20 protein-coding genes are annotated in these 24,674 nt (G+C 65.8%); 2 read left to right on the forward strand and 18 right to left on the reverse strand.

Annotated features, from left to right (window positions below; all coding sequences use genetic code 11):
- Positions 1–6 precede the first annotated feature (6 nt).
- From BN423_RS05165 to BN423_RS05220, 12 genes are all read right to left on the reverse strand, one after another.
- Positions 7–957, reverse strand: coding sequence for a DegV family protein (locus BN423_RS05165; protein WP_019239200.1), 951 nt, complete (start codon positions 955–957; stop codon positions 7–9).
- Between the two features lie 74 nt (positions 958–1,031).
- Complete coding sequence (gene hpf / locus BN423_RS05170; protein ID WP_019239201.1) at positions 1,032–1,616, reverse strand: ribosome hibernation-promoting factor, HPF/YfiA family; 585 nt, start codon at positions 1,614–1,616, stop codon at positions 1,032–1,034.
- Between the two features lie 251 nt (positions 1,617–1,867).
- Complete coding sequence (locus BN423_RS05175; protein ID WP_232385509.1) at positions 1,868–2,806, reverse strand: substrate-binding periplasmic protein; 939 nt, start codon at positions 2,804–2,806, stop codon at positions 1,868–1,870.
- 527 nt (positions 2,807–3,333) lie between these two features.
- Positions 3,334–4,173 (reverse strand): ComF family protein, encoded by an 840-nt coding sequence (locus tag BN423_RS05180; protein WP_019239203.1) that lies wholly within the window; start codon positions 4,171–4,173, stop codon positions 3,334–3,336.
- A 32-nt stretch (positions 4,174–4,205) separates the two neighbouring features.
- The gene (gene ricT, locus BN423_RS05185; protein ID WP_019239204.1) at positions 4,206–5,834 is read right to left on the reverse strand and encodes a PSP1 domain-containing protein; all 1,629 of its coding nucleotides are present in this window, start codon (positions 5,832–5,834) and stop codon (positions 4,206–4,208) included.
- Positions 5,822–6,967 carry a DNA polymerase III subunit delta' gene (holB, locus tag BN423_RS05190; protein ID WP_019239205.1) on the reverse strand — a complete coding sequence of 382 codons (1,146 nt, stop codon included), beginning with the start codon at positions 6,965–6,967 and terminating at the stop codon, positions 5,822–5,824. Before holB ends, ricT begins: the two co-directional genes overlap by 13 nt.
- 289 nt (positions 6,968–7,256) lie before the next feature.
- Positions 7,257–8,984, reverse strand: a complete 1,728-nt coding sequence (gene ilvD / locus BN423_RS05195) for a dihydroxy-acid dehydratase (RefSeq protein ID WP_071784283.1) — start codon at positions 8,982–8,984, stop codon at positions 7,257–7,259.
- Between the two features lie 86 nt (positions 8,985–9,070).
- On the reverse strand, positions 9,071–10,141 hold the full coding sequence (locus BN423_RS05200) for a class I mannose-6-phosphate isomerase (protein ID WP_019239207.1): 1,071 nt from the start codon (positions 10,139–10,141) through the stop codon (positions 9,071–9,073).
- Positions 10,142–10,241: 100 nt separating this feature from the next.
- Positions 10,242–11,105: a ketose-bisphosphate aldolase gene (locus BN423_RS05205; RefSeq protein WP_019239208.1), complete on the reverse strand. Its 864-nt coding sequence runs from the start codon at positions 11,103–11,105 to the stop codon at positions 10,242–10,244.
- Positions 11,106–11,255: 150 nt separating this feature from the next.
- The gene (locus BN423_RS05210; protein ID WP_019239209.1) at positions 11,256–12,386 is read right to left on the reverse strand and encodes a PTS fructose transporter subunit IIC; all 1,131 of its coding nucleotides are present in this window, start codon (positions 12,384–12,386) and stop codon (positions 11,256–11,258) included.
- A gap of 20 nt (positions 12,387–12,406) precedes the next feature.
- Positions 12,407–12,730, reverse strand: a complete 324-nt coding sequence (locus BN423_RS05215; RefSeq protein ID WP_019239210.1) for a PTS fructose transporter subunit IIB — start codon at positions 12,728–12,730, stop codon at positions 12,407–12,409.
- Positions 12,727–13,203 (reverse strand): PTS sugar transporter subunit IIA, encoded by a 477-nt coding sequence (locus tag BN423_RS05220; protein ID WP_019239211.1) that lies wholly within the window; start codon positions 13,201–13,203, stop codon positions 12,727–12,729. Before BN423_RS05220 ends, BN423_RS05215 begins: the two co-directional genes overlap by 4 nt.
- 204 nt (positions 13,204–13,407) lie before the next feature.
- Here BN423_RS05220 and BN423_RS05225 point away from each other — a divergent pair, with 204 nt between their 5' ends.
- Together BN423_RS05225 and BN423_RS05230 are read left to right on the forward strand one after the other, a co-directional pair.
- A complete protein-coding gene (locus BN423_RS05225) occupies positions 13,408–14,556 on the forward strand; it encodes an iron-containing alcohol dehydrogenase (protein ID WP_019239212.1) in 1,149 nt (382 codons plus the stop codon).
- 229 nt (positions 14,557–14,785) lie between these two features.
- Positions 14,786–15,901, forward strand: coding sequence for a GntR family transcriptional regulator (locus BN423_RS05230; protein WP_019239213.1), 1,116 nt, complete (start codon positions 14,786–14,788; stop codon positions 15,899–15,901).
- A 204-nt stretch (positions 15,902–16,105) separates the two neighbouring features.
- On the opposite strand, the gene tmk is transcribed toward BN423_RS05230, so the two are convergent.
- The 6 genes from tmk to tatC form a co-directional block, all read right to left on the reverse strand.
- Complete coding sequence (gene tmk / locus BN423_RS05235; RefSeq protein ID WP_019239214.1) at positions 16,106–16,750, reverse strand: dTMP kinase; 645 nt, start codon at positions 16,748–16,750, stop codon at positions 16,106–16,108.
- Between the two features lie 104 nt (positions 16,751–16,854).
- Complete coding sequence (locus BN423_RS05240; RefSeq protein ID WP_020424316.1) at positions 16,855–19,635, reverse strand: zinc-ribbon domain-containing protein; 2,781 nt, start codon at positions 19,633–19,635, stop codon at positions 16,855–16,857.
- A gap of 105 nt (positions 19,636–19,740) precedes the next feature.
- A complete protein-coding gene (locus BN423_RS05245) occupies positions 19,741–22,269 on the reverse strand; it encodes a DNA topoisomerase I (protein WP_019239215.1) in 2,529 nt (842 codons plus the stop codon).
- Positions 22,270–22,521: 252 nt separating this feature from the next.
- Entirely contained in the window at positions 22,522–23,205 is a 684-nt protein-coding gene (gene hypB / locus BN423_RS05250) for a hydrogenase nickel incorporation protein HypB (RefSeq protein ID WP_019239216.1), read from the reverse strand.
- 149 nt (positions 23,206–23,354) lie between these two features.
- The gene (locus tag BN423_RS05255; RefSeq protein ID WP_019239217.1) at positions 23,355–23,705 is read right to left on the reverse strand and encodes a hydrogenase maturation nickel metallochaperone HypA/HybF; all 351 of its coding nucleotides are present in this window, start codon (positions 23,703–23,705) and stop codon (positions 23,355–23,357) included.
- A 9-nt stretch (positions 23,706–23,714) separates the two neighbouring features.
- Positions 23,715–24,497, reverse strand: a complete 783-nt coding sequence (gene tatC, locus BN423_RS05260) for a twin-arginine translocase subunit TatC (protein ID WP_026089014.1) — start codon at positions 24,495–24,497, stop codon at positions 23,715–23,717.
- Positions 24,498–24,674 lie beyond the last annotated feature (177 nt).

A 24,674-nucleotide genomic window follows, 5' to 3' on the forward strand; every position in this document is an offset into this window, starting at 1 on the left:
GCTGGATCAGCCGCGGACCTTGCGCGCGATGCGGTCGGAGAGCGACAGCTTGTCGGCGCGGTTCTTGCCCCAGAAGATGACGGCGACCATGCCCGGCCCCACGTGCGCGCCGATGGTCGGGCCCACGGAGCCGCGGATGATCGTGAGGTCGGAGCAGCCGTCCTCCTTGCGGATGGCGGCCTCGAGCCAATCGCCGTCCTTCTCGGCATCCGCGGTCACGATGGTGAGCGGCATGCTCGGGTCGACGATGTAGTTCTCCTTGAACGCCTTCACGAGGCCCTTGAGCGCCTTCTTGCGCCCGCGGCTCACGCCCGTGAGCGTGAGCGAGCCCGCGAGGTCGAACGAGAGGCTCGCCTTGATGTCGAGCTTGCTCGAGAGCTGCGCGGCCGCCGGCGGGATGCGCCCGCCCGCCGCGAGGGAATCGAGGCTGTCGAGGGTGAAGTAGCCGTGCACGCAGGTCTTCGCCTCGTCCGCCCACTGCGCGAGCTGCTGGGCGGTGAGGCCCGCCGCGCGCTGGCGCACGGCCTCGAGCGCCAGGAGCTCGCCGCACGAGCACGGCAGGGCGTTGTCGACCACGTACAGCTCGAAATCCGGGTACTTCGCGCGGATCTCGTCCGCCGCAATGCACGCGTGCTCGTAGCTCGAGGAAAGCGCCGAGGTGAACGCGAGGTACACCGTGGGCGTGCCCTCCTCGGCGCACTCGGTGAAGTACTCGAGGTAGCGCCCGACGGAGATGGCCGCCGTCGAGGCCTTCACACCCGAGCGGATCTGGTCGTAGAACCACTTCGGCGTCATAGACGCCCAGATGTCATCCGCCCGCTCCTCGCCGTCGAGGATATAGGGGAAGCCAAGGATGTCGACATCGAGCGTCGCGGCGATCTCGGGGGTGAAATCGCAACAGGTATCGACCGCGATGCGGCAGCGGTGCGCGTACCCTTCGGATTGAGCGATGGTCATCTGCTCAGCCTTTCTCAAAAAAGCGGCCATCCGCATGGATGGCCGCTCGCCTACATGCACGCAGTAGACGTATTTTACTCGCCGGGAACCTCGATTTTGGGCTTGATGATGCCATATCCACCATTCTTACGGTGATACACCACATTGATGAGGCCGGTCGTGGCGTTCTCGAACACGTAAAAGTCGTGGCCGAGCAGATCGGTCTGCACGAGCGCCTGCTCCTCGGTCATCGGGGTGATGTCGATGACCTTCTCGCGCACGAGCAGGTTGTCCTCTTCCTCCGGGAGCAGGAGGTCGGCCAGGTCCTCGACGCGCTCGACGGGCGCGACCTCGGCTGCCGACGGCCCCTGCTGGCGATTGTCGACGACCTTCGTCTTGAACTTGCGGAGCTGGCGGGTGACCTTGTCGGCGGCGGTATCGATGGCGGCGTACATATCGGCGCCGTGCTCGGCCACGCGGATCACCGAGCCGCGGGCACGGACGGTGACCTCCACGATCGCCGGTTCGGCGATGGAGGGGTTCTTCTCGTAGCGGAGCACGACATCGCAGGTCATGGGCTCGATATCGAATACCTTGAGCGCCTCTCCGACCTTCTCTTCAACATGCGAGCGCAGGGCATCGGTTACCGTGGTCTTACGTCCGGAAACCTTGATATCCATGAGCACTCCTATCTATCCGGGGACAGTACGTACCGTTTTTGTACCCAAACAGCGGAGGCGCATGACGCGGGGCGACGGTCGGGCCGCGATGCGCCGCTCGTCGGACGATGCGCGCCGCCGACCGAATTCCACCGATTCTGAACGCCAATCCGAGCAAGGGGGTACAAGACCATCATTTCGCAGGTAGATGGCCTTGTCTTGCGTGTTTTTCGCTGTTGCGGGGCACTTGCCGGCGCCTGTCGCGCTGGCTCCTAGAAGTCGTTGATGTCGCTGTGGTCGTCGGAATCCTCGGCGGCCGACGCGTCATCGTCTGCGGCCTCCGGCTCCTCGGTGATCGTGACGCCGGAGAGCACCGCGCTCGAGAGGTTGAGCGGCAGCGACCCGTACCACAGCACGTGGATCGCATCGAGGGTGCCGTCGGCTGAGATCTCGTCGAGCGCCGCGCCCACGGCGTCGGCGAGGTCGGTCGCGGACGACGCGTACGCGATCCCGTAGGAGGTCGACGGGCCGATCGTGCCGGCGAAGAACACGCCCTCATAGGTACGCGCCAGGTAGGCCCCAGCGGTCGCGTCGCACGCCACGTAGTCGACCTCGCCGGCCGCGAGCGCGTCGAAGCACTCGTTCACGTTGTCGTAGACGTTCTCGGTAGTAATGCCCATGCGGGTGAGCGCCTCCTGGGACGCGGAGCCGTCCTGCACGCCCACGGCCGCCCGCGAGAGGTCCTCGGCGGTGACGGTGGCCGGCGCGGAATCCGAGGCCCCGAAGACTGCCGTCGCGTTCTGCAGGTACTCGCCCTGAACCCTGATGTCATCGGACTGGTTGCGCGTCGTCGCTCCCAGATAGATGTCCGCCTCGCCCGCTTCGATGGCATCCTGGGGCGACACGGAGCTCACGAAGGCCACCTTGAGGCCCATCGAATCGGCGAGCGCGAGCGCGACGTCGACCGCATAGCCCTCGTACGTGCCGTCGGAGGTGATCATCACCTGCGGGGCGTCGGTGGTGTCGAGGGCGACGGTGAGGGTGCCGGCCTGTACGAGCTGGGAGTCGTCCACGACCTGGTCGACGGGCTCGTCCTCGGCCTCGGAAAGGGGCGGCGTGGTGAACGAGCATCCGCTGAGCGCCCATGCGAGCGCCACGACCGCGGCGACGAGCGCCCCCCGCTGCAACCAACTTCTCAACCCGTGCGACATGGACAGACCCTACCTCGCTCCACGGCGCCGCGCGGGCGCCTTCCCTGCTCCGCCCCACCGTGCGTGGGCGGTAAATTGTCGATGTCCCCCAGCTGACCTGGTCTTTTCCCCCACACCTGCGCACTGGGGCGTTTGCTCGGCCGCCGCGGCGGCGTCACGACTTGCCCGCTCGCCCGCGGGGCGGAATTACCCCTGGCAACGGACGGTGCGTCTTACCTCTAGGACGCGCCATGATCGCGCATGCGCGCACGCATGCACTTACGTGGGTCCTTTCGACCGCGTCTGTCTTGGACTAGGATGCGCGAGCGCATCGGCAACCACAGCCTGAGGGGACGCGACTAGTATACAACACGCATGAGCTGCGCGGGCGCTGCCCTTTCGCGAGTCATTGGGGAGTCATTGGGGACGGGTTCAATTGACTCACTGAGTCATTGGGGACGGGTTCGATTGACTCACGCCGTACGCGCAAAGCCAGAGCCTGTCCCAAAACGTGAGAAAAGTAACGTTTTGAACCCGTCCCTTTTTGACTACCACACACGGGCGAAGGCGAGGGCGTCGACGTGCGCGGCACCGGCGGCGCGCAGGGCGGTGGCGGCAGCGCGCATGGTGGCGCCCGTCGTGATCACGTCGTCGAGCAGCAGCAGGCGCAGACCGCCCACCGGCGCGACCACCTCGTATGCATCGCGCGAGCGCTCCATGCGCCCCGCCCGGCCGAGCGCGCGCTGGTCGGCCGATCCGTGCTTGGCGAGCGCGTCGACGAGCGGCAGCCCGGAGAGCCCGCTGAAGCTCCGCGCGATGAGCTCCATGTGGTCGAATCCGCGGCGCGCGAAGGCGGCTGCCGTCACCGGGACGAATGCGACCGCGTCGGCATCTCTCAGCAGCCCGCCGTAGCGCTCGGGCACCACCTGCTCCGCATGCTCCGCGGCGTCGAACATGAGCTCGGCGATGAGCGCGCCCAGGCGCCGCTCCCCCGCGTCCTTGTACGTACGGATGATGCGCGGGACGGGATCGGCGAACACCGTCGCGGCCAGGCACCGGTCGACGGCGCGCGCCTCCGGTGCCTCGGGAGCGGCCGCGGCCGCGCTCTCACCCTCACTCGCCTCCTCGCTCGCCACCCCGCACTCCGTGCAGAGCATGTCGCCGAACGGCGCACCGCAGCGCGTGCAAGCGTGCGCCGGATCGATGACCTCGATACGGGAAAGGCATGCTTCGCAGATGAGCGCGCCCGGGCGCTCGCAGCCCGCGCAGCGCGTGGGCGAGAGCACCTCAAGGGCGGCATCGCGCAACCTGCCCATAAGCGAATCGCCGCCGAAAACCGCCGCAGCATCCCCCTCAGATGCGATGGGGATGCTGCGTTCACGCTTCATGTGCGTCTTTTCGCCTGAACCTGACGAGCGTTCTACTCGGCAGATGCCTGAGCATCGCCTGCGGGACCGGAGGCGCCGCCATCACCCGGCTTGCGCCGGCGGGAACGGCGGCGGCGCTTCTTCGCGGGAGCCTCCTCGCCCCCGGCAGCGCCCGTATTGCCCGCGCCGTTGCCGGCCGAGGCCGCGCGCGCACCGCCCCCGTCGCCGGGACGACGACGCACCACCTTCACGTCGCCCTCGGCCACCTGGCTCGCGACCGACGGCGTCTCGGGCTTCTGGGCTGCGGGCTGGGCGGAATGGCGCCGATGCGCGCGCCCCGCGGGCTTCGACGCGGATTTCCCGGAGCCGGTCCCGGCATCCCCCGCCTTGCGGCTCGCCTCGTCGCGGGCAGCCGCGTCCAGGAAGGCGCGGTCGCGCTCCTCGCTCGAGAGGTGCCGGCGACGGCGACGGGTCGGGGTCGCCTCGGCGGCCTGCTCGCGGCCGCGTGCCTGCGCGGACGCCGCGCCATCGCGGCGCGCCTCATCCGAGCCGTTCGAGCGCTTGCGCCGACGGCGCGAAGAGGAAGAGCCACCATCCGAGCCCTCGGCGGGCGCCGCCTTGCCGCCCCGCTGCCCCTTCGCGCGGCCGCGCGAGGCGCCCTCGGAGGGGGCGTTGCCGCGGTCGCGCGAGCGGCGACGGCGCGGCGGATCGATGGAGATGCGGTCGTCGCTCGAGAGGCCGTCGCCCACGTCGACGCCGTTCTCGCGGTCGAGCTCCATGAGGGCGAGCGCGATGTCCGGGCTCTCGAGGCGCTCGAGCACGTCGCGCGTCACGCAGTCCGGGCGGCAAGCGCAGCCCTGCTCCTCGGCGCGCTGGCAGGCGGCGTCGGAGCACGTCATGTCGGACAGGTTGACGCGGAACACCTTGCCGCTCTCGAGGCGCAGCACGAGCTGCTCGCGCGGGGTGTCATACTCCTGGATGCGCGCCTTGCCGAGCGGCGTGTCGATCACGGCCTTCTTCTTGGGCGCGCGGCTCTTGAAGTCCTTGTAGGCCTCGAACTCGTAGCGCAGGCAGCACATGAGGCGGCCGCACATGCCGGAGATCTTGGCCGAGTTGAGCGGCAGGTCCTGCTCCTTCGCCATGCGGATGCTCACCGGCTCGAACTGCCCGCCGAACCGCGTGCAGCACAGCTCCTGACCGCAATGGGCGATGCCGCCCATGAGGCGCGTCTCGTCGCGCACGCCGATCTGGCGCATGTCGACGCGCGTGTGCAGGCGCGAGGAGAGGTCCTTGACGAGCTGGCGGAAGTCGACGCGATCCTCCGCGGCGAAGTAGAACACGGCCTTCTCGCCACCGAACAGGTACTCGACCCCCACGGGCTTCATCTCGAGGCCTTCTTGGCGCACGAGCTCGCGGAAGACGTGCATGGCGTCCTCGCCCTTGCGGGCGAGCTCGTCGGCGCGGTCGAGGTCCTCGTCGGTCGCGATACGCACGACAGGTTTGAGCGGCGCGCGGAGCTCCTTCTTCTCGACCTCGAAGGGGTCGGCCGTGACGAGACCGATCTCGGTGCCGCGCTCCGTGGAGCAGATGGCGTAATCCGCCTCGACAATATCGAGCCCCTGCGGGTCGAACCACAGGTCGCACGAGGCGTACGGGAATTTGACGGGTACTACGACGGGCATGTGAGAGCCTTCCTGATATCGAAGAGCATGACCTCGAAGGCCAGCTGCGGGGTGACGTTGCGCTGGATGGCGCGCTCGGCGGCGGTGACCGCCTCGAGCGCATGCAGGGCGCGGACGGGCGATGCCAGCTCGGTGGCAAGGCGGGCGACGATGTCCTCGACGTCGGCGTTGACGGGTTCGCCGGGGATGCCCTCGAGCTGCACGAGGGCGTCGCGCACGAGCGAGCGGGCGCACGCGAGCACCTCCATGATACCCGAACGCTCGCGCGCGGTGAGTTCGCGCTTGTTGCGGTCCTCGATCTGCTTCAGGGCGCCGCGCGAGAGGAACTCCTCGTCGCGCTTGAGGATGGCTTCCTGGGTGGACTTCACCTCGGCGAGCGGCGCCTTCACGGCGAGCGTGACCGCCTTCGCCTCGCTGAGCACGTCCGCCTCGTCGGCATGGGCGAGCGCGTCGAGGGCGTGGAGCATCGCGCGGCGCGCCTCCGGGCGGCTCACGCTCTTCAGGAACTCCGTCGCGCGTCCGGGGCTGCCCGCCACGGCGACGGCCATGCGGCAGCGCTCGAGCGGCAGGCCGGTCGCGCGCATGACCGCCTGGGACGCCGCCTCGGGCGAGATGAGACGGAACGGCACGCACTGGCAGCGCGAGACGATCGTGGGGAGGATGGTGTCGGCCGAGGTGCCCAGCAGGATGAACGTGACGTTCGCGGGCGGCTCCTCGAGGGTCTTGAGCAGGGCGTTCGCCGTGTTCGCGCGCAGCTGGTCCGCGCGGTCCAGGATGTAGACCTTGCGGCTCGCGCGGACGGGGGCGAGCGAGACCTCCTCGATGAGGTCGCGGATCTGGGCGATGAGGTAGCCCGTGGCGCTCTCGGGCGTAAGGAGGCGGACGTCCGGATGCGTGCGGCGGGCGACGCGCACGCAGGCCTCGCAGGCCCCGCAGCCGCCGTTCTCGCAGATGAGCGACTGCGCGAGCGCCCAGGCGGCATCGAGCTTGCCCGAGCCGGGCGCGCCGAGGAAGAGGTAGGCGTGCGAGGTGCGGTGCGACTCGACGGCGCGCTGCAGGTACGCGCGGACGCGCGGCTGCGTGTCGAGCTGCTCGAGCAGCGAGCGTCCCTGGTTGTCTGCGGCCGGCGGCATGCGCACCCCTCTTCTCATCGAACAGTACGCCTTATCTTACCGCGCGGCGGTATGCGGGATGCGCCCCCGTGCGCGCCCCGACCAAAAACGGGGAAATCGCCAAATGGGTTGGTTGGGGACGTGTTCCTTTCAACCCCTTTTTGAAAAAATGGGTTGGTTGGAACACGTCCCCAACCAACCCATCCAAAAGCGGCCGCGCCGGAGATGCCGACGCGACCGCAAGCGGAGGGAGATGGCGTGCAGAACAGGCTGCCCTCCCCTATTTTGAAACGTCTCAGGTTGAGAGCTGCTATGCCATGTACCCACCATCGATAGCGGAGACCGCGTGCTCCGTGTAGAACTTGAGCACGCCCCGCTGGTACTTCGGCGGTCGCGGCTGCCATGCCGCACGCCGGCTCTCGAGCACGCGCGCAACCTCGTCTTCCGGCAACCGCTCGCCAGCAATTCCCACGATTGCCAAGCGACGACCGGGGATGTCGATCTCGATAAGATCGCCTTCCTCCACGAGAGCGATGGGACCGTCCGCCGCGGCCTCGGGAGATACATGCCCGATAGCAGGCCCCTTCGAAGCGCCTGAGAAGCGGCCATCCGTGATAAGCGCTATCGAAGCGCCGAGTTCCGCATCGGAGGAGATCGCCTCCGTGGTGTAGAACATCTCGGGCATGCCCGAGCCCTTCGGCCCCTCGTAGCGGATGATAACGGCATCCCCCGGCTCGACCCTGTGATGGAGCACGGCGTCGAGTGCTTCCTCCTCGCAGTCGAACGGGCGCGCCCTGAGCACCGCGTGGAACATCTCGCGGGGGACCACCGTATGCTTGACCACGGCACCGTCCGGCGCAAGATTGCCGTGCAGGATGGCGATTGAGCCATCCCGGCCGATGGGATCGTCGGCAGGGCGAATGATGTCCTCGCGCGTGAGCCCCCAGGGCTCGAGCTGCCGCTCGCAGCGCTCGTAGTAGCCGTTCGCGCGCAGCTCGTCGAGGTTCTCGCCGAGCGTCTTGCCCGTCACGGTCATGACATCCAAGTGCAAGCGATCGCGAATCTCTTCCATGATGCGCGGCACGCCACCCGCATAGTGGAAGAACTGCGCCGGCCATTTCCCCGCAGGACGGATGTTCAGCAGGTAAACGGCACCACGATGCAGGCGATCAAAGTCGTCGGCCGTGATCTCGATTCCGAACTCGCGCGCGATAGCCGGGATATGCAGCAGGGAGTTGGTGGAGCCGGAGATGGCAGCATGAACGAGAATGAGGTTCTCAAAGCTCTCGCGCGTGACGATGTCCCGCGGGCACAGGCCCGCCCGGGCAAGCTCGACCGCGCGGCGGCCGGCGGCGCGCGCCTGCTCTTTGAGCTCTGCGCTCGTTGCGGGCAGAAGCGCCGTACCCGGCAGCGCGAGGCCGAGAGCCTCCGCGGTAACCTGCATCGTGGTCGCCGTGCCCATGAACGAGCACGCCCCGCAGCTGGGACAAGCGTTGTGCTTGGCGAACTCGAACTCCTCGAGACCGATTTCACCGCGCTCATACCGCGCCGCATACATGCCGAGCTGCTCAAGCGTGAGTAGATTCGGCCCCGCATCCATCACACCCCCGGGCACCACCACGGAGGGAATGTTCAGCCTGCCCACCGCCATGAGGTGCGCGGGCATACCCTTGTCGCAGCTTGCGACGAACACGCCGGCGTCGAATGGCGTCGCGCTCGCATGGATTTCGATCATGTTGGCGATCGCATCACGCGAAGGCAGCGAGTAGTTGATGCCATCGTGGCCTTGCGCCTCGCCATCGCAGATGTCGGTGGTGAAGTAGCGCGCGCCATGGCCGCCCGCTTCCGAGACGCCGGCACGAACTTCCTCGACCACATCGAGCAAGCCAACCGAGCCGGGATGCGAGTCGCCGAATGTGCTCTCGATGATTACCTGAGGCTTCGACAAATCATCAACCGTCCAGCCCGATCCGAGCCTAAGCGGGTCGAGCTCAGGAGAGAGCACGCGGTACCGTTGGCTCCTTAGTTCCTCCGTCATGCCATCCACCTCTCAAATCGCATGGTATCGCGCGGCTTGGAGCCGGCGACCTCGAGTCTTGTTTGGAATCAGACCCAGTGCAGGCATCACAGCGCGGGACCGCGAAGCTCAAGTACCTCGGCGCCCGCACTCATCGTTACGGCACAACCCCGCGCCGCCGCAGGAACAAACAGCTGGTCGCCAGCTGTGACCTCAACGCGCTCGGTGCCATCACCGGCTGCGACGTATCCGCTCCCCTGCACGATGTATAGGATGCGGAAATCATCCTCATCCGGCAACACCATGGTACCTGACGACGCAAACGAAAGCCGTTCCATCGCGAAGCATGCCGTGCGGCCTGCTCCAACGAGCTCCGTACGCGCGCCCACCTCATCAGAACTCACCTCGCGCGACGGAACAACGCAAAGCTTGCGCGCCTCATCTGCCGTCGTGGTTGTGAAGTCGAAGCATTCGAACATGCGCTCGAAGCCAAGCCCTAGATGGCAAAGTTCATCTGCAACTGCAAAGCCGGAAGGCGTGGTGCGCTCAACACGGATGGTGAGGTCCGTGGGCTCCTGCACCTCGATGAGATAGCACCCTGCACCGATGGCATGCGGACTGCCGCCTTGCACATACACCACCATGCCCGGCTCCACCTCGATGCGATGCATGCAGTCGAGCATGCCGTCGATGTCTTGTAGCCGGAATAGTTCTTCCCAGCGCTCGCGCGTCACGCCCTCCTTGAAGCCGTAGTACACACATGGACGAGACTCCGAGCCTCCATCGCGCTCGCCCCCGTCATCAAGGAAGTACCAGCACTCGGTCTTCCCATAAGGGGAATCGAAGAGCTCGCGCGCACGCGCGGCATCCGGGTGCACCTGAATGGTAAGGCGTTCGCCCGCATCGATGAGCTTCACGAGCACGCCCAGCCCACCGCCCGCTGCAGCACGGCGCGCGCCGAGCATGGCGACCGGATCAGCCTCGATGAGCCCGCGCAACACGGCGCCCGTCGATGCATCGCGACTGAGCCCTTCGCGCTGCCCTGTATCCGGCCGAACCGCCTCCGTCACCGAGGCGATCCATTCCTCCGGGTAATGCGGATCGCTCACGCCGCGCAGCCTTCCGGCATTCACGTACGTCCTCCACACGTGCTGATGGTCGAGCAGCAAAGGACCCATGGCGCGACCCCCTTCACGAGTCGATTAGGGGCCGGGCACACCTCTCCCGCAAACATCATCCAGTTTCACGAGACAGATGAACCCGACCCCGATGTCCCAATTAGCGGTAGCAGGCGGCCTTGCCAACGCTGCCGAAGACGTCCATCTTGTGGGCGATCACCTCGCGCGCGGCCTCGATACCGGGCGTGAGCACCTTCGCGGGAACGATCTCGCCCGTCGCGATCATCTTGCCCACAGCCTGGAAGAAGGCATGCTTGAAGTCGCTCGAGATGTTCACCTTCTGGATGCCGATCTCGCAGGCACGACGCACCTCGTCATCCGGGTTGCCGCTACCGCCATGCAGCACGAGCGGAACCGGGGAGACCTTTACGATCTCCTCGAGAATGTCCAGGCGCAGCTTCGGATCGAAGCCCTTGGGATACAGACCGTGCGCGGTGCCGATTGCCACTGCAAGCGAGTCCGCACCGGTCTTGCCGATGAAGTCAACGACATCCTGCGGGTCGGTATACGTGATGTCCGTCGCACCACCCTCGTCGGAGGAGTTATCGATCTTGCCGATCGTACCGATCTCGGCCTCCACGTCCACGCCCACCATATGGGCAAGCTCTACGACCTGCTTGGTCTGCTCGACGTTCTCGTCATAGGAAAGCATGGAACCGTCGATCATCACGCTCGTGAAGCCGGCGCGCATGACCTGCATGCACTCCTCGAGCGAGTGGCCGTGATCGAGATGGAGCACGAAGGGAACGCGGCTGTTCCCCAGGCGCTCGCGTGCGTACGCGTAGAAGTCGGGGGTCGCGAAGCTGAACTCACCGAACGACACCTCGATGATCGCCGGGGTGTCCGTGGCCTCAGCCTCCTCGACCACCGCGCGCAACAGCTCGCTCTGCGTAGCGTTGAACGCTCCGACGGCAAAGTGATTCTCCTTAGCGACGGTAAGCATCTCTTTCATTCCGATAAGCATCTGGGGACTCCTCTCATGAACGGGTTTGGGACGATGGCATAGAGCCGGCAGGCCTGCTCCCACTACGAAGAGGTCGGCCGGGTCTATCTCATCGGGACGCGCGGGGCGACTTGGGGACATCCGTCGCCCCGCGCTGAAGAAAAGGGGCGATTAGAAGTTCTCGAGCTGGAGGTCGCCGTCCTTGATGCTCGAGGTTGCCTTAGGCTGGTTCTCGGTACCGGCAACAATATCGAGCGGGTTCACCATGTCGGGGTTGGAGCCATCGTCCTTGGGAACCTTCTTGATGATCGAAAGGATCACGCCGGTGATCACACTGCCGATAGCAAGCGCAACCAGGAACATGCCGGGGTTCGTGAACAGCGGCACGGTGAGCAGGCCGCCGTGAGGAACCGGAGCACCCGTACCCCAAATCATGCACAGGCCACCAGCGACGGCGGAACCGCACACGCAAGCGAACACGACGCGCACGAGGTCACGCGCAGCAATGGGAATAACGCCCTCGGTGATCATGCACACGCCCATGGGCACAGCCGCCTTCAGGGTCTCCTTCTCGGCCTTGGTGTACTTCTTAGGCGTGAGCAGAGCGGAGATCGCGATGCCGAACGGCGGAATCATGGAGCCCACGAACTTGACGGACTCCGGGCCGATGATGCCATCAATCATGAGGCCGTTCACGAAGGTGGAGGCGGTCTTGTTCACCGGGCCACCGAAGTCGAAGCAGGCCATACCACCCAGGACGGCGCCGAAGACGAACTTGGAGCCGCTCTGAAGGCTCGTAACCCAATTGGTGAGGAACTCGGACAGCCAGGTGAACGGGATGCCCACAACGGTGAACATGAGCACGGAAGCAACCGCGGTGGTGATGACCGGGATGATCATGACCGGCATGAGACCCTGGACGGCACGCGGCACCTTGAGATAACCCTTGATGCACGTGATGATGAAGCCGATGAGGAAGCCGGCGACGATGCCGCCGATGAAGCCGGCCTTGATCTGCGTGCAGATAAAGCCGACGATGAGGCCGGGAGCGATGCCGGGACGGCTCGCGATGGAATATGCCACGCCCGCTGTGATGACCGGGACGATAGCGGACATACCGTAGTTACCAGCGGTGTAGAGATAGTATCCCAGGCCGGTCGTCGAATTGCGCACATCGCCATCGATGACCTGGCCGAGCGCCATGCACAGACCGGATGCGACCACGAGCGGAATCATGTACCCGATCGCGGTAAGCACGTGGCCCATGAGCTTGTTGGGCTTAAACTTATCAAACACCTGCATGCACCTTCTTCTCTATGTATCTACTGAGCGTTCTTCTTGTCCAGAAGCTCCTGGATCTTGTCCAAGATGCCCCGGGAGTCCTTGATGACCTTGGCGGTGCCCACGCGAACCGTGGGCTTGCCGGCGAAACGCTCTTCGCCGGAGATGGCGACGTCCACAGCAAGCAGCACGACGTCGGCATCGGCGATCTGCTCATCGGTCAGGACGTATTCCGGGCCAATGGTTCCCTGGGTCTCGATGAAGCACGAGTCTCCGCGCTCCTTCGCAGCCTCCAGAATGTGCTCGCGCGCCATATACGTGTGCGCGATGCCTGCGGTGCAGGCGCATACCCCTACGACCTTCATTCGTTGCTCTCCTCTCCACTCAATGCACAACGAATCGTCTTCGGATCATCCGAAGTAAGCAGGGTCTCGACCACCTCCTTATGACAAAGCGCGACCGCCACCTTGGATAGCAGGTGGACTTCCTGGTTCTGATCGTCCGAACGGACGGCGAACATCACGAATGCGCGGCAGGGACCGTCATCGAGCGAGGGCCATTCCACTGCCTCGGGGATGCGGGCAACCGCGAGGGAGGTCTTCGAGACCCCTTCACTTTTGCTATGGGGGATGGCGATGCCGCCTCCGATGCCCGTCGGCCCCTCCCCTTCGCGCCACCAAGCATCCTTGAGGAACTGCGCGCGATCCGAGAGGCAACCCGCCTGCTCGAACATGCCCGCGAACGCTTCGAGAACTTCCTCGCGCGACGTTGCCTTCATAGAGACATCGATGAGTTCGAGCGGGAGCACGTCCTCGATACTCGTTTGGGCGTCAATCATGACTCCTCCTAGCACCGTTGGTGTTTTATGGTGTCCATGTGGACTGTTTTAACACACCTGTTGGGTTTTTTCAATTAAATGGTGTTTTTACCGTTTACCTTGAATAATCTACCGTTTATCCGTGTTTTGCCATTTGACAGCGGTGCTTTATCCACGTACTATCGCAGCTAATTACATACCACCTGTTGGTTTTTGGAGGTAGTTATGAATCCGTTCGACATCGTATTCAACCGACATCTCGTTTTCGGAGCAGGCAAGCTTCGCGAGGTCCCCGGTATGCTCTTGTGGCATAAGGTGAAGAAGGTCTTCCTCACGTCTTTCGACCGCGGCAATCCTAATTTCATCGCATTCACGAGCCTGCTTGACGAAGCGGGTATCCCCTACGTGGTGTACGCCGACATCCAGGGCGAACCCGATGCCCGCTGCATCAACCAGGGGCGCGATCTCTATCTTGAAGAAGGCTGCGACTGCGCCGTGGCTTTCGGTGGTGGCAGCATCATCGATGCGACCAAAGCGATCAACATGCTGGCTGTGAACGGCGGCATGATTGAGCAATACCAGATGGAGGGGCGCGAGGTTCTCACCGCTCCCCCGCTGTTCATCGCCATTCCCACTACGTCGGGAACGGGAGCCGAGGCCACCAAGACCGCCGTGGTGCTCAATAACGACAACGGTCTTAAGAAGAGCCTCTATCACACCACGATGATCGCCGATATCGTGGTGCTCGATCCCGAGCTCACGCTCAGCCTGCCCGCACCCATCACGGCAGCAACCGGCATGGATGCGCTCAGCCATGCGATCGAGTCCTACGTCTCGCTCAACGCGACGCCCATCACCGAGATGTACGGCCTCGCAGCGGTGCGGCTCATCTCTCAAAACCTCGAGCGCGCCGTGCACGAGCCGAGCGATGTGGAGGCGCGCGGGGCGATGATGCTCGCGAGCTACTTCGGCGGCGTCGCGATCACCGCGGGTATCGGCATCGCGCACATCATGGCGCAGCCTCTCGGTGGTACGTTCAAGATCCCCCACGGCGACGCTTGCTCCATCTTCCTGCCCGCTTCCATCGAGCTCAACCGCGCGCACGCCAAGGAGCGCTATGCCCGTCTGGCGGAAGCATTCGGCGTAGATACGCAGGGTCTCGACGCCGATGCGGCAACCGACGCCCTGATCGGAAAGATTCGCGAGCTGCAGGCGGCCATCAGCGCTCCCACGCACCTTACCCCTTACCTCAATCACGAGGTTCCGCTCGACGAACTCATCGATATCGTCAAGCGCACGACCGGACACATCACCTGCAATCCTCGTCCTCTCAACGAAGAGCTTATGCGCGAGGCCTACGAGCTGGCCCTGTAACCGCGATTATGCGTCGGCGCGCCGTTATGTCCCTTCGAAGCGACGCGCCGACGGCGGCTCCAAAACGCGCTGAGGCGTACATGCGAAAAGAACGGGAAACGCGGCGCACCACTGGTGCTTTTTGCTGGTAGCTACCGTACAATACAAGTGTCAGGACATGCTGCTCGCAATACCCCTTCTTAGGCTTCTATGAGCAGGGGGGGGGGTAGCACGAAAGGACCGGCTCGCAATGAAGAAGAAGGCATTTCTTTACCAACGACTTTACGACGATATTCGTCGGAACATCGAGCAGGGTGCCTTCTCCGCCGGTCAGCTCCTCCCCTCCGAGCGCGAGCTAGGTGAGGCGTACGGGGTCGACAGGACAACCGTGCGCCGAGCCCTCCAGATGCTCTCTGATGATCACCTGGTCTCCAAGTTACCCGGTAAGGGTACGATCGTCGCGATGCCAAATGGCAGCACCGCGCAAGAATCGCCCGCAAGCTCCATGGGCGTGCGCTTACCAGACAATCAGATGCGGACCGTTGGGTTCTTCATCCCCCAGAACAAAAAGGTCGCCGACAAGATTATGTTCCCGACCTACACGAGCCTCCTCTACCTCACCGAACAGGAATGTTCCGAGCGCAACATCCGACTCATCTACTCCGCGCTTGACGAGCAGAAGGAACTCGATGACTACCTCTCGACGATGCGCTTTGACGGAATCATCTTCTTGAGCACCATCGCGGACAAGCATCTGGCCCGCGCCCTTGAGCTCGGCATCCCCTCCGTGCTGTTGAATAACCATCGTCCCGAGATCATATCCATCTGCACGGACAACCTTGAGGGCGGCGCATGCGTCGCACGGTACCTCCTCGATCAAGGGCACCGCGATATCATGCTGCTTGCCGGCAACCGCGCCTCGATTAACTGTCGCGAGCGCATCCAAGGCTTCTGCGATGAGCTGACCGTCCATGGGCTGTCATGTTACGGAGTGGTTTTCGGAGGTAGTTCCTGGACGTTCGAGGCAGGATATGAGGAAACGAAGCGCGCGCTCTCAGAGCTTCCCGCACCCCCAACCGCGCTCTTCGCCTGTGGCGATCGCTTGGCGCTCGGAGCGCTCAAGGCGTTTCAGGAGGCTGGACTCGAGGTGCCGCGCGACGTGAGCATCGTCGGGTACGATAATTCCGAGCAGGCGCAGTATGCGAACCCAAAGCTCACATCCGTGGACACGAACCTCAAAGCGCTCAGCGCAACGGCCATGCGAGCACTCCAGGGTATCTTCAATGACCCAACGCTTGCGACCTATCCGCTGAAGGTCATGGTTCCGCCCACGCTCGTTGAGCATGACAGCGTTCTTGCCCGCTAAGAATGGCACGAGCTCGCTTCTAAACGTCCGAAGCGACCTTTATCGATTTCGACAGTGTCGCCCCTCACGGCGCATGCAAGCCCGTCGAAATAGCCAAATGGGTTGGTTGGGGATGGGTTCCTTTCAACCCCTTTTTTGAAAAAATGGGTTGGTTGGAACACGTCCCCAACCAACCCATTTCGAGGCAATCCCCGAGAGTGTGTCTTATTCCAAGGCCGTCCCCAGATGAGCCGTCACGACGCACAGCACGTCCGCGTGGATGGCGTCGACATCGCGTGAGGCGTCGATGAGGTGCACGCGAGCGGGGTCGGCGGCGGCGATCGCGCGGAAGCCCTCTGCCACGCGGTGCTGGTAGGCAAGGCCCTTCGCCTCCATGCGGTCCTCGTCGCGCGCGGCGCGGCGCTCGGCGGCCACCGCGGGGTCGATGTCGAAGACCAGCGTGAGGTCGGGCGCGCACGCGCCCACGGCGAGGGCGTTCGCCTGCGCGACGGCGTCGAGCGGCACCCCGCCGGCATAGCCCTGGTAAGCGGTCGTGGAATCGTAGAAGCGGTCGCACACCACCATGCGGCCCGCCGCGAGCGCGGGCGCGATGACCTCGTGGACGAGCTGGGCGCGCGCGGCCTCGTAGAGCAGGAGCTCGCACGTATCCGACATCTCCGCGTTCGCCGGGTCGAGCAGAAGCGCGCGGATCTTCTCCGAGATGGCGACGCCACCCGGCTCGCGCAGCATGAGCACGTCATAGCCCGCGCGCCCAAGCGCCTCCGCCAACAGGCGCGCCTGCGTCGACTTGCCGCAGCCGTCGATGCCCTCGACCGTGATGAAGCGACCCGCGCGCTCCCCCTCTGCCATATGCTCCCCTTGCGCTAGTGGGCGCGCGGATGGCCATCTTGCCCGCCGTCCGCGCGCCCGCATCCATCAGTTCCAGCCTGCCGCGAACGCGCGGCGTACCTACCTCACGACGCGTCCGATGCGCTTGTTCCCACCAGCGCCGGATCGTTGAACGCGTGAACATAGATGCACTGCGTACCCTCCGAATACGGCGCAATCTCGTAGGGCTGGACGATGATGACGATGCCATCCTTCGTGGCGTAATAGCGCGTCGCGTCCGCCGCCATGCCCTCGATCGAATCCTCGTTCGCTCCGTAGGTGTCCGGGTTCGCATCGATGTAGGCGCTGATCGCGTCGACCGCCTCAGCCTGCAGGTCACTCCACGGCACGCCGAGCGCCTCCTCGATCGAGACCTCTTCACCCGTCGAGAGATCGTAGAACGCTGCCCAGCCCGTCGTGTCCGGATGCGCGCCGCCTGCGAACAGGCTCCGCGCAGAGCGGATGCACACGTACTTCCCATCGAGGTACGTCACGCGGTCGCTATGCAAAAACGTCTGCACGTCGCCCGAGTCAAACGTCCACGCCTGCGTCGCGGCGAGATCGTCCTCGAAGCTCCGGCGGAACTGCTCGTTGAGCGCATCGAGCACGTCGTTCGTCGATCCATCCTCAAGCGTGATGCGCGGGTACACCCAGGTCTGGTTCTCCTCCCAGTCCATGCCGTCGCCCTGCGAGGTGGTGAACGTCACCGCCTCTTCGACGTTTTCGTAGGCATACGAGGCCTCGGACGCGTCGTCTGCATCATCGGCGTCGTCCTCGTCGGGCGCATAGGCTTCGAGCGCCTCGGAGCCGGCCGCCGCCTCGAGAGCGTCGATGGTGTCCTGCGTGCGCTCACCAAGCGCATCGGGCAGCACGGTATCGATCTTGGTCGCAGGGTCGGCGTCGGACTCCGACTGCGCCTCGACATTGCTCGCGGGGAGATTGAACTCGTAGTTCGCCACCTGCTCGAGCGAGGAGACGAAGTCCTTCCAATCGTCCTCGCTCGCCTCCGAGCCGTCGATGGTCACCGTCGTCGTGGTGTCGTGGTCGACATAGCTGCTCTCAATTTGGCATGAGGCCACCGCCTCGAAACCGTCATCGCCGAGCCCGTAGTACTCCGAGCGCGTGACCTCGGTCTCCGGCTCGGTCGGCGCGGGGTAGCTATACACCTCGATAACCGTCTGCGCCGGATCGTCCGCGGCGTCGGCCTCGCGCTCGTACAGGTTCACATAGTAATAGCCGCCGTTGGAATGCGAGGCATCGCCCTCGTAGACCTGCTCGACCGCGCCGTCCGCATAGCGCCACACCGCGACCTGGTAGGTATCGTCCCCATAGAACGAGGTGGTCGTCGCGGGATCCTTCGTGCACACGACGGTGAGCAGCTCGTCGGTGCCGTCGCCGTCGAAATCGATGAGGTCGGCGAGCGCCAAGCCCGACGCCGCGACCTCGCCGCCGCTGTTGCGGTCGGCCGTCGCCGGCGCGCCGTACTCGTCGATGAGGTCCTGGCAGGTGTAGTAGTAGAGCGCCGCGGCAATCTGCTCGTCGGTGAGGCCGTCCTCCTCGGCGGGCTCCTGCGTGCTATCCGTCTCGGGCGCGGGCGGCTCGACCACGACCTCCTCTTCCGCCTTCGGGTTGTCCTCCTCGTAGTGGATGGGGATGCGCTGCTCATCGGAAGCATCGGACGAACCGCTGCCCGAGCCGTTGCCCTTCGAGCCGCCGTTCGAGCCCGACCCCTTCGAGCCGCTGCCCGAACCGTCGGGCGCGATCACCAGCATGTAATCGCCGTCGGGGATGTCCCCGAAGTTGTCCATCGTGAAGCCGTTGTTGCCCGTCACGCGGATCTCGGCGACCACCTCGTTGAAGGCGTCGCTCGCGGTGCTGTTCTTGCTCGCGTCATCCGAGGCGCGGCGCATGAGGCGCACGACGTAGGACGTGAGGTCCTCGCCCGAGGCATCGCGCGGGCGCACGCGCGTCACCACCGAGCACTGGAGCGGATCCGACTGGCCGTAGCTCGCCGTGGGAACGTCCTTGCCCATCATGCGAGGCAGCACGAAGATGGCGAAGAACGCGGCCGCGGCGACCACGATGAGGACGATCGTCGCGATGAGGGCGACCGGGCGCTTCTTGCGCGGGGGCTGCGCGTCCTGGGCGGAAACTTCGCCCACAGGCGCATCGGCCATATGGCCGGGCTGGAGCACCGTCGTGGCACCCGTGCCCGCATCGGCGGCCGCATCCGGGGCCGACCACAGCGCTTGCTCGGCCGCCGCCGCATCGGCTGCCGCCTCGGCGCGCTCGGCCTCCGCAGTGACGGCGGCGTCGGCAGCGGGAAGCACCGTCGTCTCGGCGTTCCCGGGCATGACGGTCGTTTCGTCCGAGCCTTCGGGCATGACCCTGGTCTCGCCCGTGTCGCTCGCCACGACAGTCGTCGCATCGGTATCTGAGGGGGCAACCGCCGGCTCGTCATCCTCGGCGGGCGCGGACGTCACCTCCGCGGCGTCGGGGGCCATGACCGTCGTCGCATCGGCGGCGCCGGGCATGACCCTGGTCTCCATCGCCTCGACGGGAGCATCTGCCGGAACGGCAGCGGGGGTCTCCTCCCCGGCAGCTTCCGGCTGTGCCGCCTTCTTCGCCTCATCGGCCGCCTGCTGGGAAGCATCCGGGGCAGCCTGTGCGGGCACCGCTTCCTGGGCAGGCGCAACCTTCTGAACGGGCTCCGTCTCCTGGGAGAGCGCCGCCTCCTGGGCACCGGCATCCCGCGCAGGCGCCGCATCGGGCGCTACGCGCGGCTCGATCTTCGCCACCGGAGCGCCGCATTTCGTGCAAAACTTCGCGCCATCGGGCAGCTTCTGCCCGCAAGCCGTACAAAACATCGCATTCCCTCCGCTCGCCGAGCGTTGCGTTCACGCTTATGATACGACGAAGCGCGGACAAAAGCTGCTCGGAGCGGGCGGGAAACGAGATGGTGCCGCTCGCCGCTACTTCTTCGCCGAGCGCTTCGCCGTCGTCTTCTTCGCGCCCGAGGCCTTCTTCGCGCCGCCGCGCCCGCGCCCGCGCGCGCCGCCCGCGGCCTTCTTCTCCTTGCCGGGGCAGTCCATGTTCACGCAGATGCGCCACGGCCCGCGCGCGGTCTCGACCACCACGATGGGCGCGCCGCAGTGCTCGCACACCTCGCCCGTCGCGCTCAGCTTGCCGCGCGCCGGCAGCGGGTAGCTCGTGCCGCACTCGTCGTAGTTCGTGCACCGGATGAAGCGCTTGCCGCTCTTCTCGCTCTTATGCGCCACGAGCTCGCCGTGGCGGCCGGCCTCGGCGCAGGCGCGGCACTCGCCCACCACGATGTCGGGCTCGAAGTTCGTGGGGCACTTGGGGTTCACGCACATCTCGTACGCCTTCTGGCGGAACGGCTGGCACTTGATGCGCGGCGCCCCGCACTCCGGGCACACGGCGGCCTCGCCCTCGAGCGGGCTCACCTTCACGCCGCTCGGCACGGGATACGTCACGTCGCAGTCCGGCCAGCCCATGCAGCCGATGAAGCTGCCGCGCGTCTTGGCGCTCGTCTTCATGACCAGGTCCTTGCCGCACTTGGGGCACGCGCCCACGCGCGCATCGGCCGTCACGGCGTCGGCGATGGCGTCGCCGAGGTCGTCCTTGTGCTCGATGAGCGTGTCGAGCAGCCCCGCGAGCAGCGCGCGCGAGTGCTCGACCACGTGGTCCTGCGTGTCCTGGCCCTCGGCCACGTGCGTCATGTCCTCGTCGAGCTCCGCCGTCATCTCCGGCGTGGTGATGCGCGGCGCGAACTCGTGGAGCGCGTCGATGATGGCCATGCCGAGCTGGCTCGGCTCGATGGGGTCGTTCTTCAGGTACTTCACCGTGTAGAGGCGCTCGATGATGCTCGCGCGCGTGGACTTCGTGCCGAGCCCGCGCTTCTCCATCTCCTGCACGAGGCGGCCCTGGCTGTAGCGCGCGGGCGGCTCGGTCTGCTTCGCCTCGAGCGCGATGTCGCGCACGTCCACGGTGTCGCCCTCGGCGAGCGCCGGCAGCTGCTCGTCGCGCTTCAGGCCGTACGGATAGGCCTCGCGGAAGCCCGCGTCCACGAGCACGTCGCCGCTCGCGGTGAACGGCTCGCCCGCCACGTCGATGGCGAGCTTCGTGTTCTCGATGGTCGCGGGGCCCATGAGCGTCGCCAGGAAGCGGCGCGCGATGAGCATGTAGAGCTTCTTCTGGCCGCCGTCGAGCGTCTCGGGGTCGCCCTGGCCGGTGGGGTGGATGGGCGGGTGGTCGGTGGTCTCGGTCTTGCCGCGCGTGGGCTTCATGGGGCCGGCGAGCACCTTCTTGCACACCGGGCGGAGCGCCGGGCTGTTCGACGCGAGGCCGTCCACGATGCCCGCGAGGTCGAGCGTGCGCGGGTAGACCGTGTTGTCGACGCGTGGGTAGGAGATGAAGCCGGACATGTAGAGGCTCTCGGCGATGCGCATGGTGCGCGCGGGGCTGATGCCCTCCGCCGCGGCCGCCGCCTGCAGGCTCGTGGTGTTGAACGGCGTGGGCGGCTGCTGCTTGCGGCTGCGCTTCGCCACGCTGGTGACGGTGCCCGTCGCGGCGTGCTCCACATGGGCGAACGCCGTCTCCGCCGCGGTCTTGTCGGTGAAGCGCGCCGTGGCGTGGCCGATCTTGAACTCGGCGTCCTTGGCCTCCGCCATGCCGCGGATCTGCCAGTAGTCCTCGGGCACGAAGGCCATGCGCTCGCGCTCGCGCTCCACCACGAGGGCGAGCGTGGGCGTCTGCACGCGGCCGGCCGAGCGCACGTTGCCGAAGCCGCCGAAGCGCGCGAGGGTGAGGTAGCGCGTGAGCACCGCGCCCCAGATGAGGTCGATGTACTGGCGGCTCTCGCCGGCGTCGGCGAGGTCCTGGTCGAGCTCCACGAGGTTGTCGAAGGCGGCCGTGACCTCGCCCTTGATGAGCGCGGAGTAGCGCGCGCGGCTCGTGGGCACATCGGGTGCCACCTCGCGCACACAGGAGAGGGCGTCCGAGCCGATGAGCTCGCCCTCGCGGTCGAAGTCCGTCGCGATGATGACGTGGTCGGCCTTCTTGGCGAGGTTCTTGAGGACGCGGATGATCTCCTTCTCCGCCGGCTTCTTCACGATGGGCGCCCAGGTGAGGTACGGCAGGCTCTCGACCTTCCAGCCCTTGATGTTGATGCCGTTCGCGAGGAAGGGCTTGCGCTTCGTGGCGTACGGCGGGCGCGCGAGGCCGTCCGGCACGTCCGCCGGCAGCACCTCGCCGTCGTCGCTCACGCTGTACCAGCCCTGCTTCTTGTCGAAGAGGATCTCGTCGGGGAAATCCGGCGCGAGGATGTGGCCCGCCAGACCCATGGAGACCCAGTCCTCGCCGGATACCGTGAAGCGGTAGACCTGCGTGTTGTAGACCTTGTCCGTCTTGGGCTTGCCGTCTGCCAGGAGCTGGGCGATCTTCTGGGCGGCGATGTTCTTCTCTGCGATGACGAGTTTCACGTGCGACCTCTTATTGCCTTCCGCGAGCGCCCGCGCGCCCGCCCGTTCTAGCCGGACACTATACACGAGTTGCCTGCGGTTTACGAAAAACCCACCTGCGTGGCGCCCATGGAGCGCGGGGCTTGGGGCGCGCCGCGGCCGGCGCGGCGTCCGTGCTTCTTACTATATCCCGTTATCTGCGGGGTAATCTGACAGGTTTCTGACACGAACCGTGGAGAGAACCGTGCGGCAGGCCCCGATGCCGGCGAAATCCTAGGCGCGCGCGGCGCGCACCTGCCCGGCAAGCCAGTCGCTCCACGCGTCCATGCCCTCGCCCTTCGTGGCGCTCACCTCGAAGCGCGGCGCGCGCGGGTTGAGGTCGTCGAGCACGCGGTTGTAGCCCGCGCGATCGAAGTCGAAGGCGGGCGCGACGTCGATCTTGTTGAGCAGGAGCGCGCCGGCATGCTGGAAGATTCCCGGGTACTTGAGGGGCTTGTCGTCGCCCTCCGGCACCGAGAGGATCATGACGCAGAGGTTCTCGCCCAGATCGAAGTCGACCGGGCACACGAGGTTGCCCACGTTCTCGATGAAGATGACGTCGATGGCATCGAGCCCGATCGCCTCGTCGAGGGCGTCGACGGCCTGGCGGATCATGTTTCCCTCGAGGTGGCAGAGGCCGCCCGTGTTGATCTGGATGGCCGGCATCCCGGCCTCCTTCATGAGCTGCGCGTCCACGTCGCTCGCGATGTCGCCCTCGATGACGGCGCAGCGCAGGCCGAAGCGGTCACGCAGCCGCTCGTTCGTGGCCAGGATGGTCGAGCTCTTGCCCGAACCGGGGCTCGAGAGCACGTTCACCACGTAGGTGCCGGTCTGGGCGAAGCGCGCGCGGAGCTCGGCGGCGAGTTGCTCGTTGCGCGAGAGAATCGGCTGCTCAAGGTTGATGGTGCGCTCAGGCATGCTGCATCCCTCTCTCCGGAATCATTGGGGACGGTTGAGTCATTGGGGACGGGTTCAAATGACTCAGTGAGTCAAACGAACCCGACCCCATTGACTCACTGAGTCATTTGAACCCGTCCCCAATGACTCAACGACTCCAGCCGACCCCATCAGGGGAGGTCGACTTCCATGGACACGATCTCGAGCTCTCGGCCGGCCAGAAGGTGGGTCTCGGCGCTCCCGCACGCGGGGCACCGCACGTGGAAGCGGTCGTGCTCGAACTCCTCGCCGCACGAAAGGCACCGGCTGCGCGGCCGCACGGCCTCCACGCGCAAGACGCTTCCGCGCATGAGGTCGTCGTCCTCGCTCAGCACGTCCCACGCGAAGTCGAGCGTCTCGGGAACGACCTCGCGCATGTCGCCGATGCGCAGCGTCACCGCGACGACGCGCAGCGCGCCGGCATCGCGCGCCGCCCGCGAGACGGTCTCGAGGATGCCCGAGACGATTCCCAGCTCGTGCATGCGCCGGCCTTACGCCTCCTCGTCGGTGGCGAAGAAGCCCACGCGGCTGCCCTTGAGGCCCTGCTTGCCCTCGCGCGCGATGATCACGAAGCGCGTCACGAGCAGCGACACCTCGTAGAGCGAGAGCAGCACCGCGTACATGAAGAGCATCGTCACGGGGCTTGCGTCCGGCGTCACCGTCGCCGCGATCACGGCCATGGCCACGTAGATGTAGCGCCACGCGCCGCGGAAGGTCGCGTACGGCACGATGTGGAACACGGCCAGGTAGAACACGAAGAGCGGCAGCTCGAACGCGATACCGAAGCCGATCATGAGCAGCACCTCGGTGTTGAGGTAGTTCTCGAGGTCGGCGAAGGCCGTCGCGATGCTGTTCGTCTCGCCCACGAGCCACTCGAACGCGGACGGCACGATGAACAGGTAGCAGAACACCGCGCCGATGAAGAAGAGCGCCGTGGCCAGGAAGAGCGTCGGCACCACCCAGCGGCGCTCGTTGGGCTTGAGCGCCGGCAGGAAGAAGCCGAGGATCTGCCAGAGAATCATGGGCACGCAGACCACCGCCGCCGTCTTGATGGCGATGGAGAAACGCAGCGAGAAGCCGCCGAGCGAGCTCATGATGTAGAACTGGTCGTTCACGAACGGCGCGATGGGATCGGTGAGCAGGTCGATGATTGTCGGCGTGGCGAAGTAGAAGACCGCCGTGCCGATGATGATGGACACGATGATGATGGTGAGGCGGCGGCGGAGCTCGCCGAGGTGGTCGAGCAGCGGCATGCGTGCGGGTCCGACAGGCATTACTGCTCACCCCCTTCCGCGACGGGAGCATCCGCGGGCACGGGCTCCTCGGCTGTGACAGCCGCGGGCTCAGCGGCGGCGGGCGCCTCCGCGGACGCGGCGTCGTCGGAAGCGGCGACGCTCGCAGCCTCAGAGGCGGCAGCCTCCGTCGCGCGGCGGCGCGGGCGGCGGCTGTAG

It is taken from the genome of Enorma timonensis (assembly GCF_000321165.1).
In the GTDB taxonomy this organism is placed as follows: Bacteria; Actinomycetota; Coriobacteriia; order Coriobacteriales; family Coriobacteriaceae; genus Enorma.

Bases quoted from the DNA above. Each gene is read 5' to 3' on its own strand.
- BN423_RS05165 (WP_019239200.1), bottom strand. From the start codon at position 957: ATGACCATCGCTCAATCCGAAGGGTACGCGCACCGCTGCCGCATCGCG.
- hpf (WP_019239201.1), bottom strand. From the start codon at position 1,616: ATGGATATCAAGGTTTCCGGACGTAAGACCACGGTAACCGATGCCCTG.
- BN423_RS05175 (WP_232385509.1), bottom strand. From the start codon at position 2,806: ATGTCGCACGGGTTGAGAAGTTGGTTGCAGCGGGGGGCGCTCGTCGCC.
- BN423_RS05180 (WP_019239203.1), bottom strand. From the start codon at position 4,173: ATGAAGCGTGAACGCAGCATCCCCATCGCATCTGAGGGGGATGCTGCG.
- ricT (WP_019239204.1), bottom strand. From the start codon at position 5,834: ATGCCCGTCGTAGTACCCGTCAAATTCCCGTACGCCTCGTGCGACCTG.
- holB (WP_019239205.1), bottom strand. From the start codon at position 6,967: ATGCCGCCGGCCGCAGACAACCAGGGACGCTCGCTGCTCGAGCAGCTC.
- ilvD (WP_071784283.1), bottom strand. From the start codon at position 8,984: ATGACGGAGGAACTAAGGAGCCAACGGTACCGCGTGCTCTCTCCTGAG.
- BN423_RS05200 (WP_019239207.1), bottom strand. From the start codon at position 10,141: ATGGGTCCTTTGCTGCTCGACCATCAGCACGTGTGGAGGACGTACGTG.
- BN423_RS05205 (WP_019239208.1), bottom strand. From the start codon at position 11,105: ATGCTTATCGGAATGAAAGAGATGCTTACCGTCGCTAAGGAGAATCAC.
- BN423_RS05210 (WP_019239209.1), bottom strand. From the start codon at position 12,386: ATGCAGGTGTTTGATAAGTTTAAGCCCAACAAGCTCATGGGCCACGTG.
- BN423_RS05215 (WP_019239210.1), bottom strand. From the start codon at position 12,730: ATGAAGGTCGTAGGGGTATGCGCCTGCACCGCAGGCATCGCGCACACG.
- BN423_RS05220 (WP_019239211.1), bottom strand. From the start codon at position 13,203: ATGATTGACGCCCAAACGAGTATCGAGGACGTGCTCCCGCTCGAACTC.
- BN423_RS05225 (WP_019239212.1), top strand. From the start codon at position 13,408: ATGAATCCGTTCGACATCGTATTCAACCGACATCTCGTTTTCGGAGCA.
- BN423_RS05230 (WP_019239213.1), top strand. From the start codon at position 14,786: ATGAAGAAGAAGGCATTTCTTTACCAACGACTTTACGACGATATTCGT.
- tmk (WP_019239214.1), bottom strand. From the start codon at position 16,750: ATGGCAGAGGGGGAGCGCGCGGGTCGCTTCATCACGGTCGAGGGCATC.
- BN423_RS05240 (WP_020424316.1), bottom strand. From the start codon at position 19,635: ATGTTTTGTACGGCTTGCGGGCAGAAGCTGCCCGATGGCGCGAAGTTT.
- hypB (WP_019239216.1), bottom strand. From the start codon at position 23,205: ATGCCTGAGCGCACCATCAACCTTGAGCAGCCGATTCTCTCGCGCAAC.
- BN423_RS05255 (WP_019239217.1), bottom strand. From the start codon at position 23,705: ATGCACGAGCTGGGAATCGTCTCGGGCATCCTCGAGACCGTCTCGCGG.
- tatC (WP_026089014.1), bottom strand. From the start codon at position 24,497: ATGCCTGTCGGACCCGCACGCATGCCGCTGCTCGACCACCTCGGCGAG.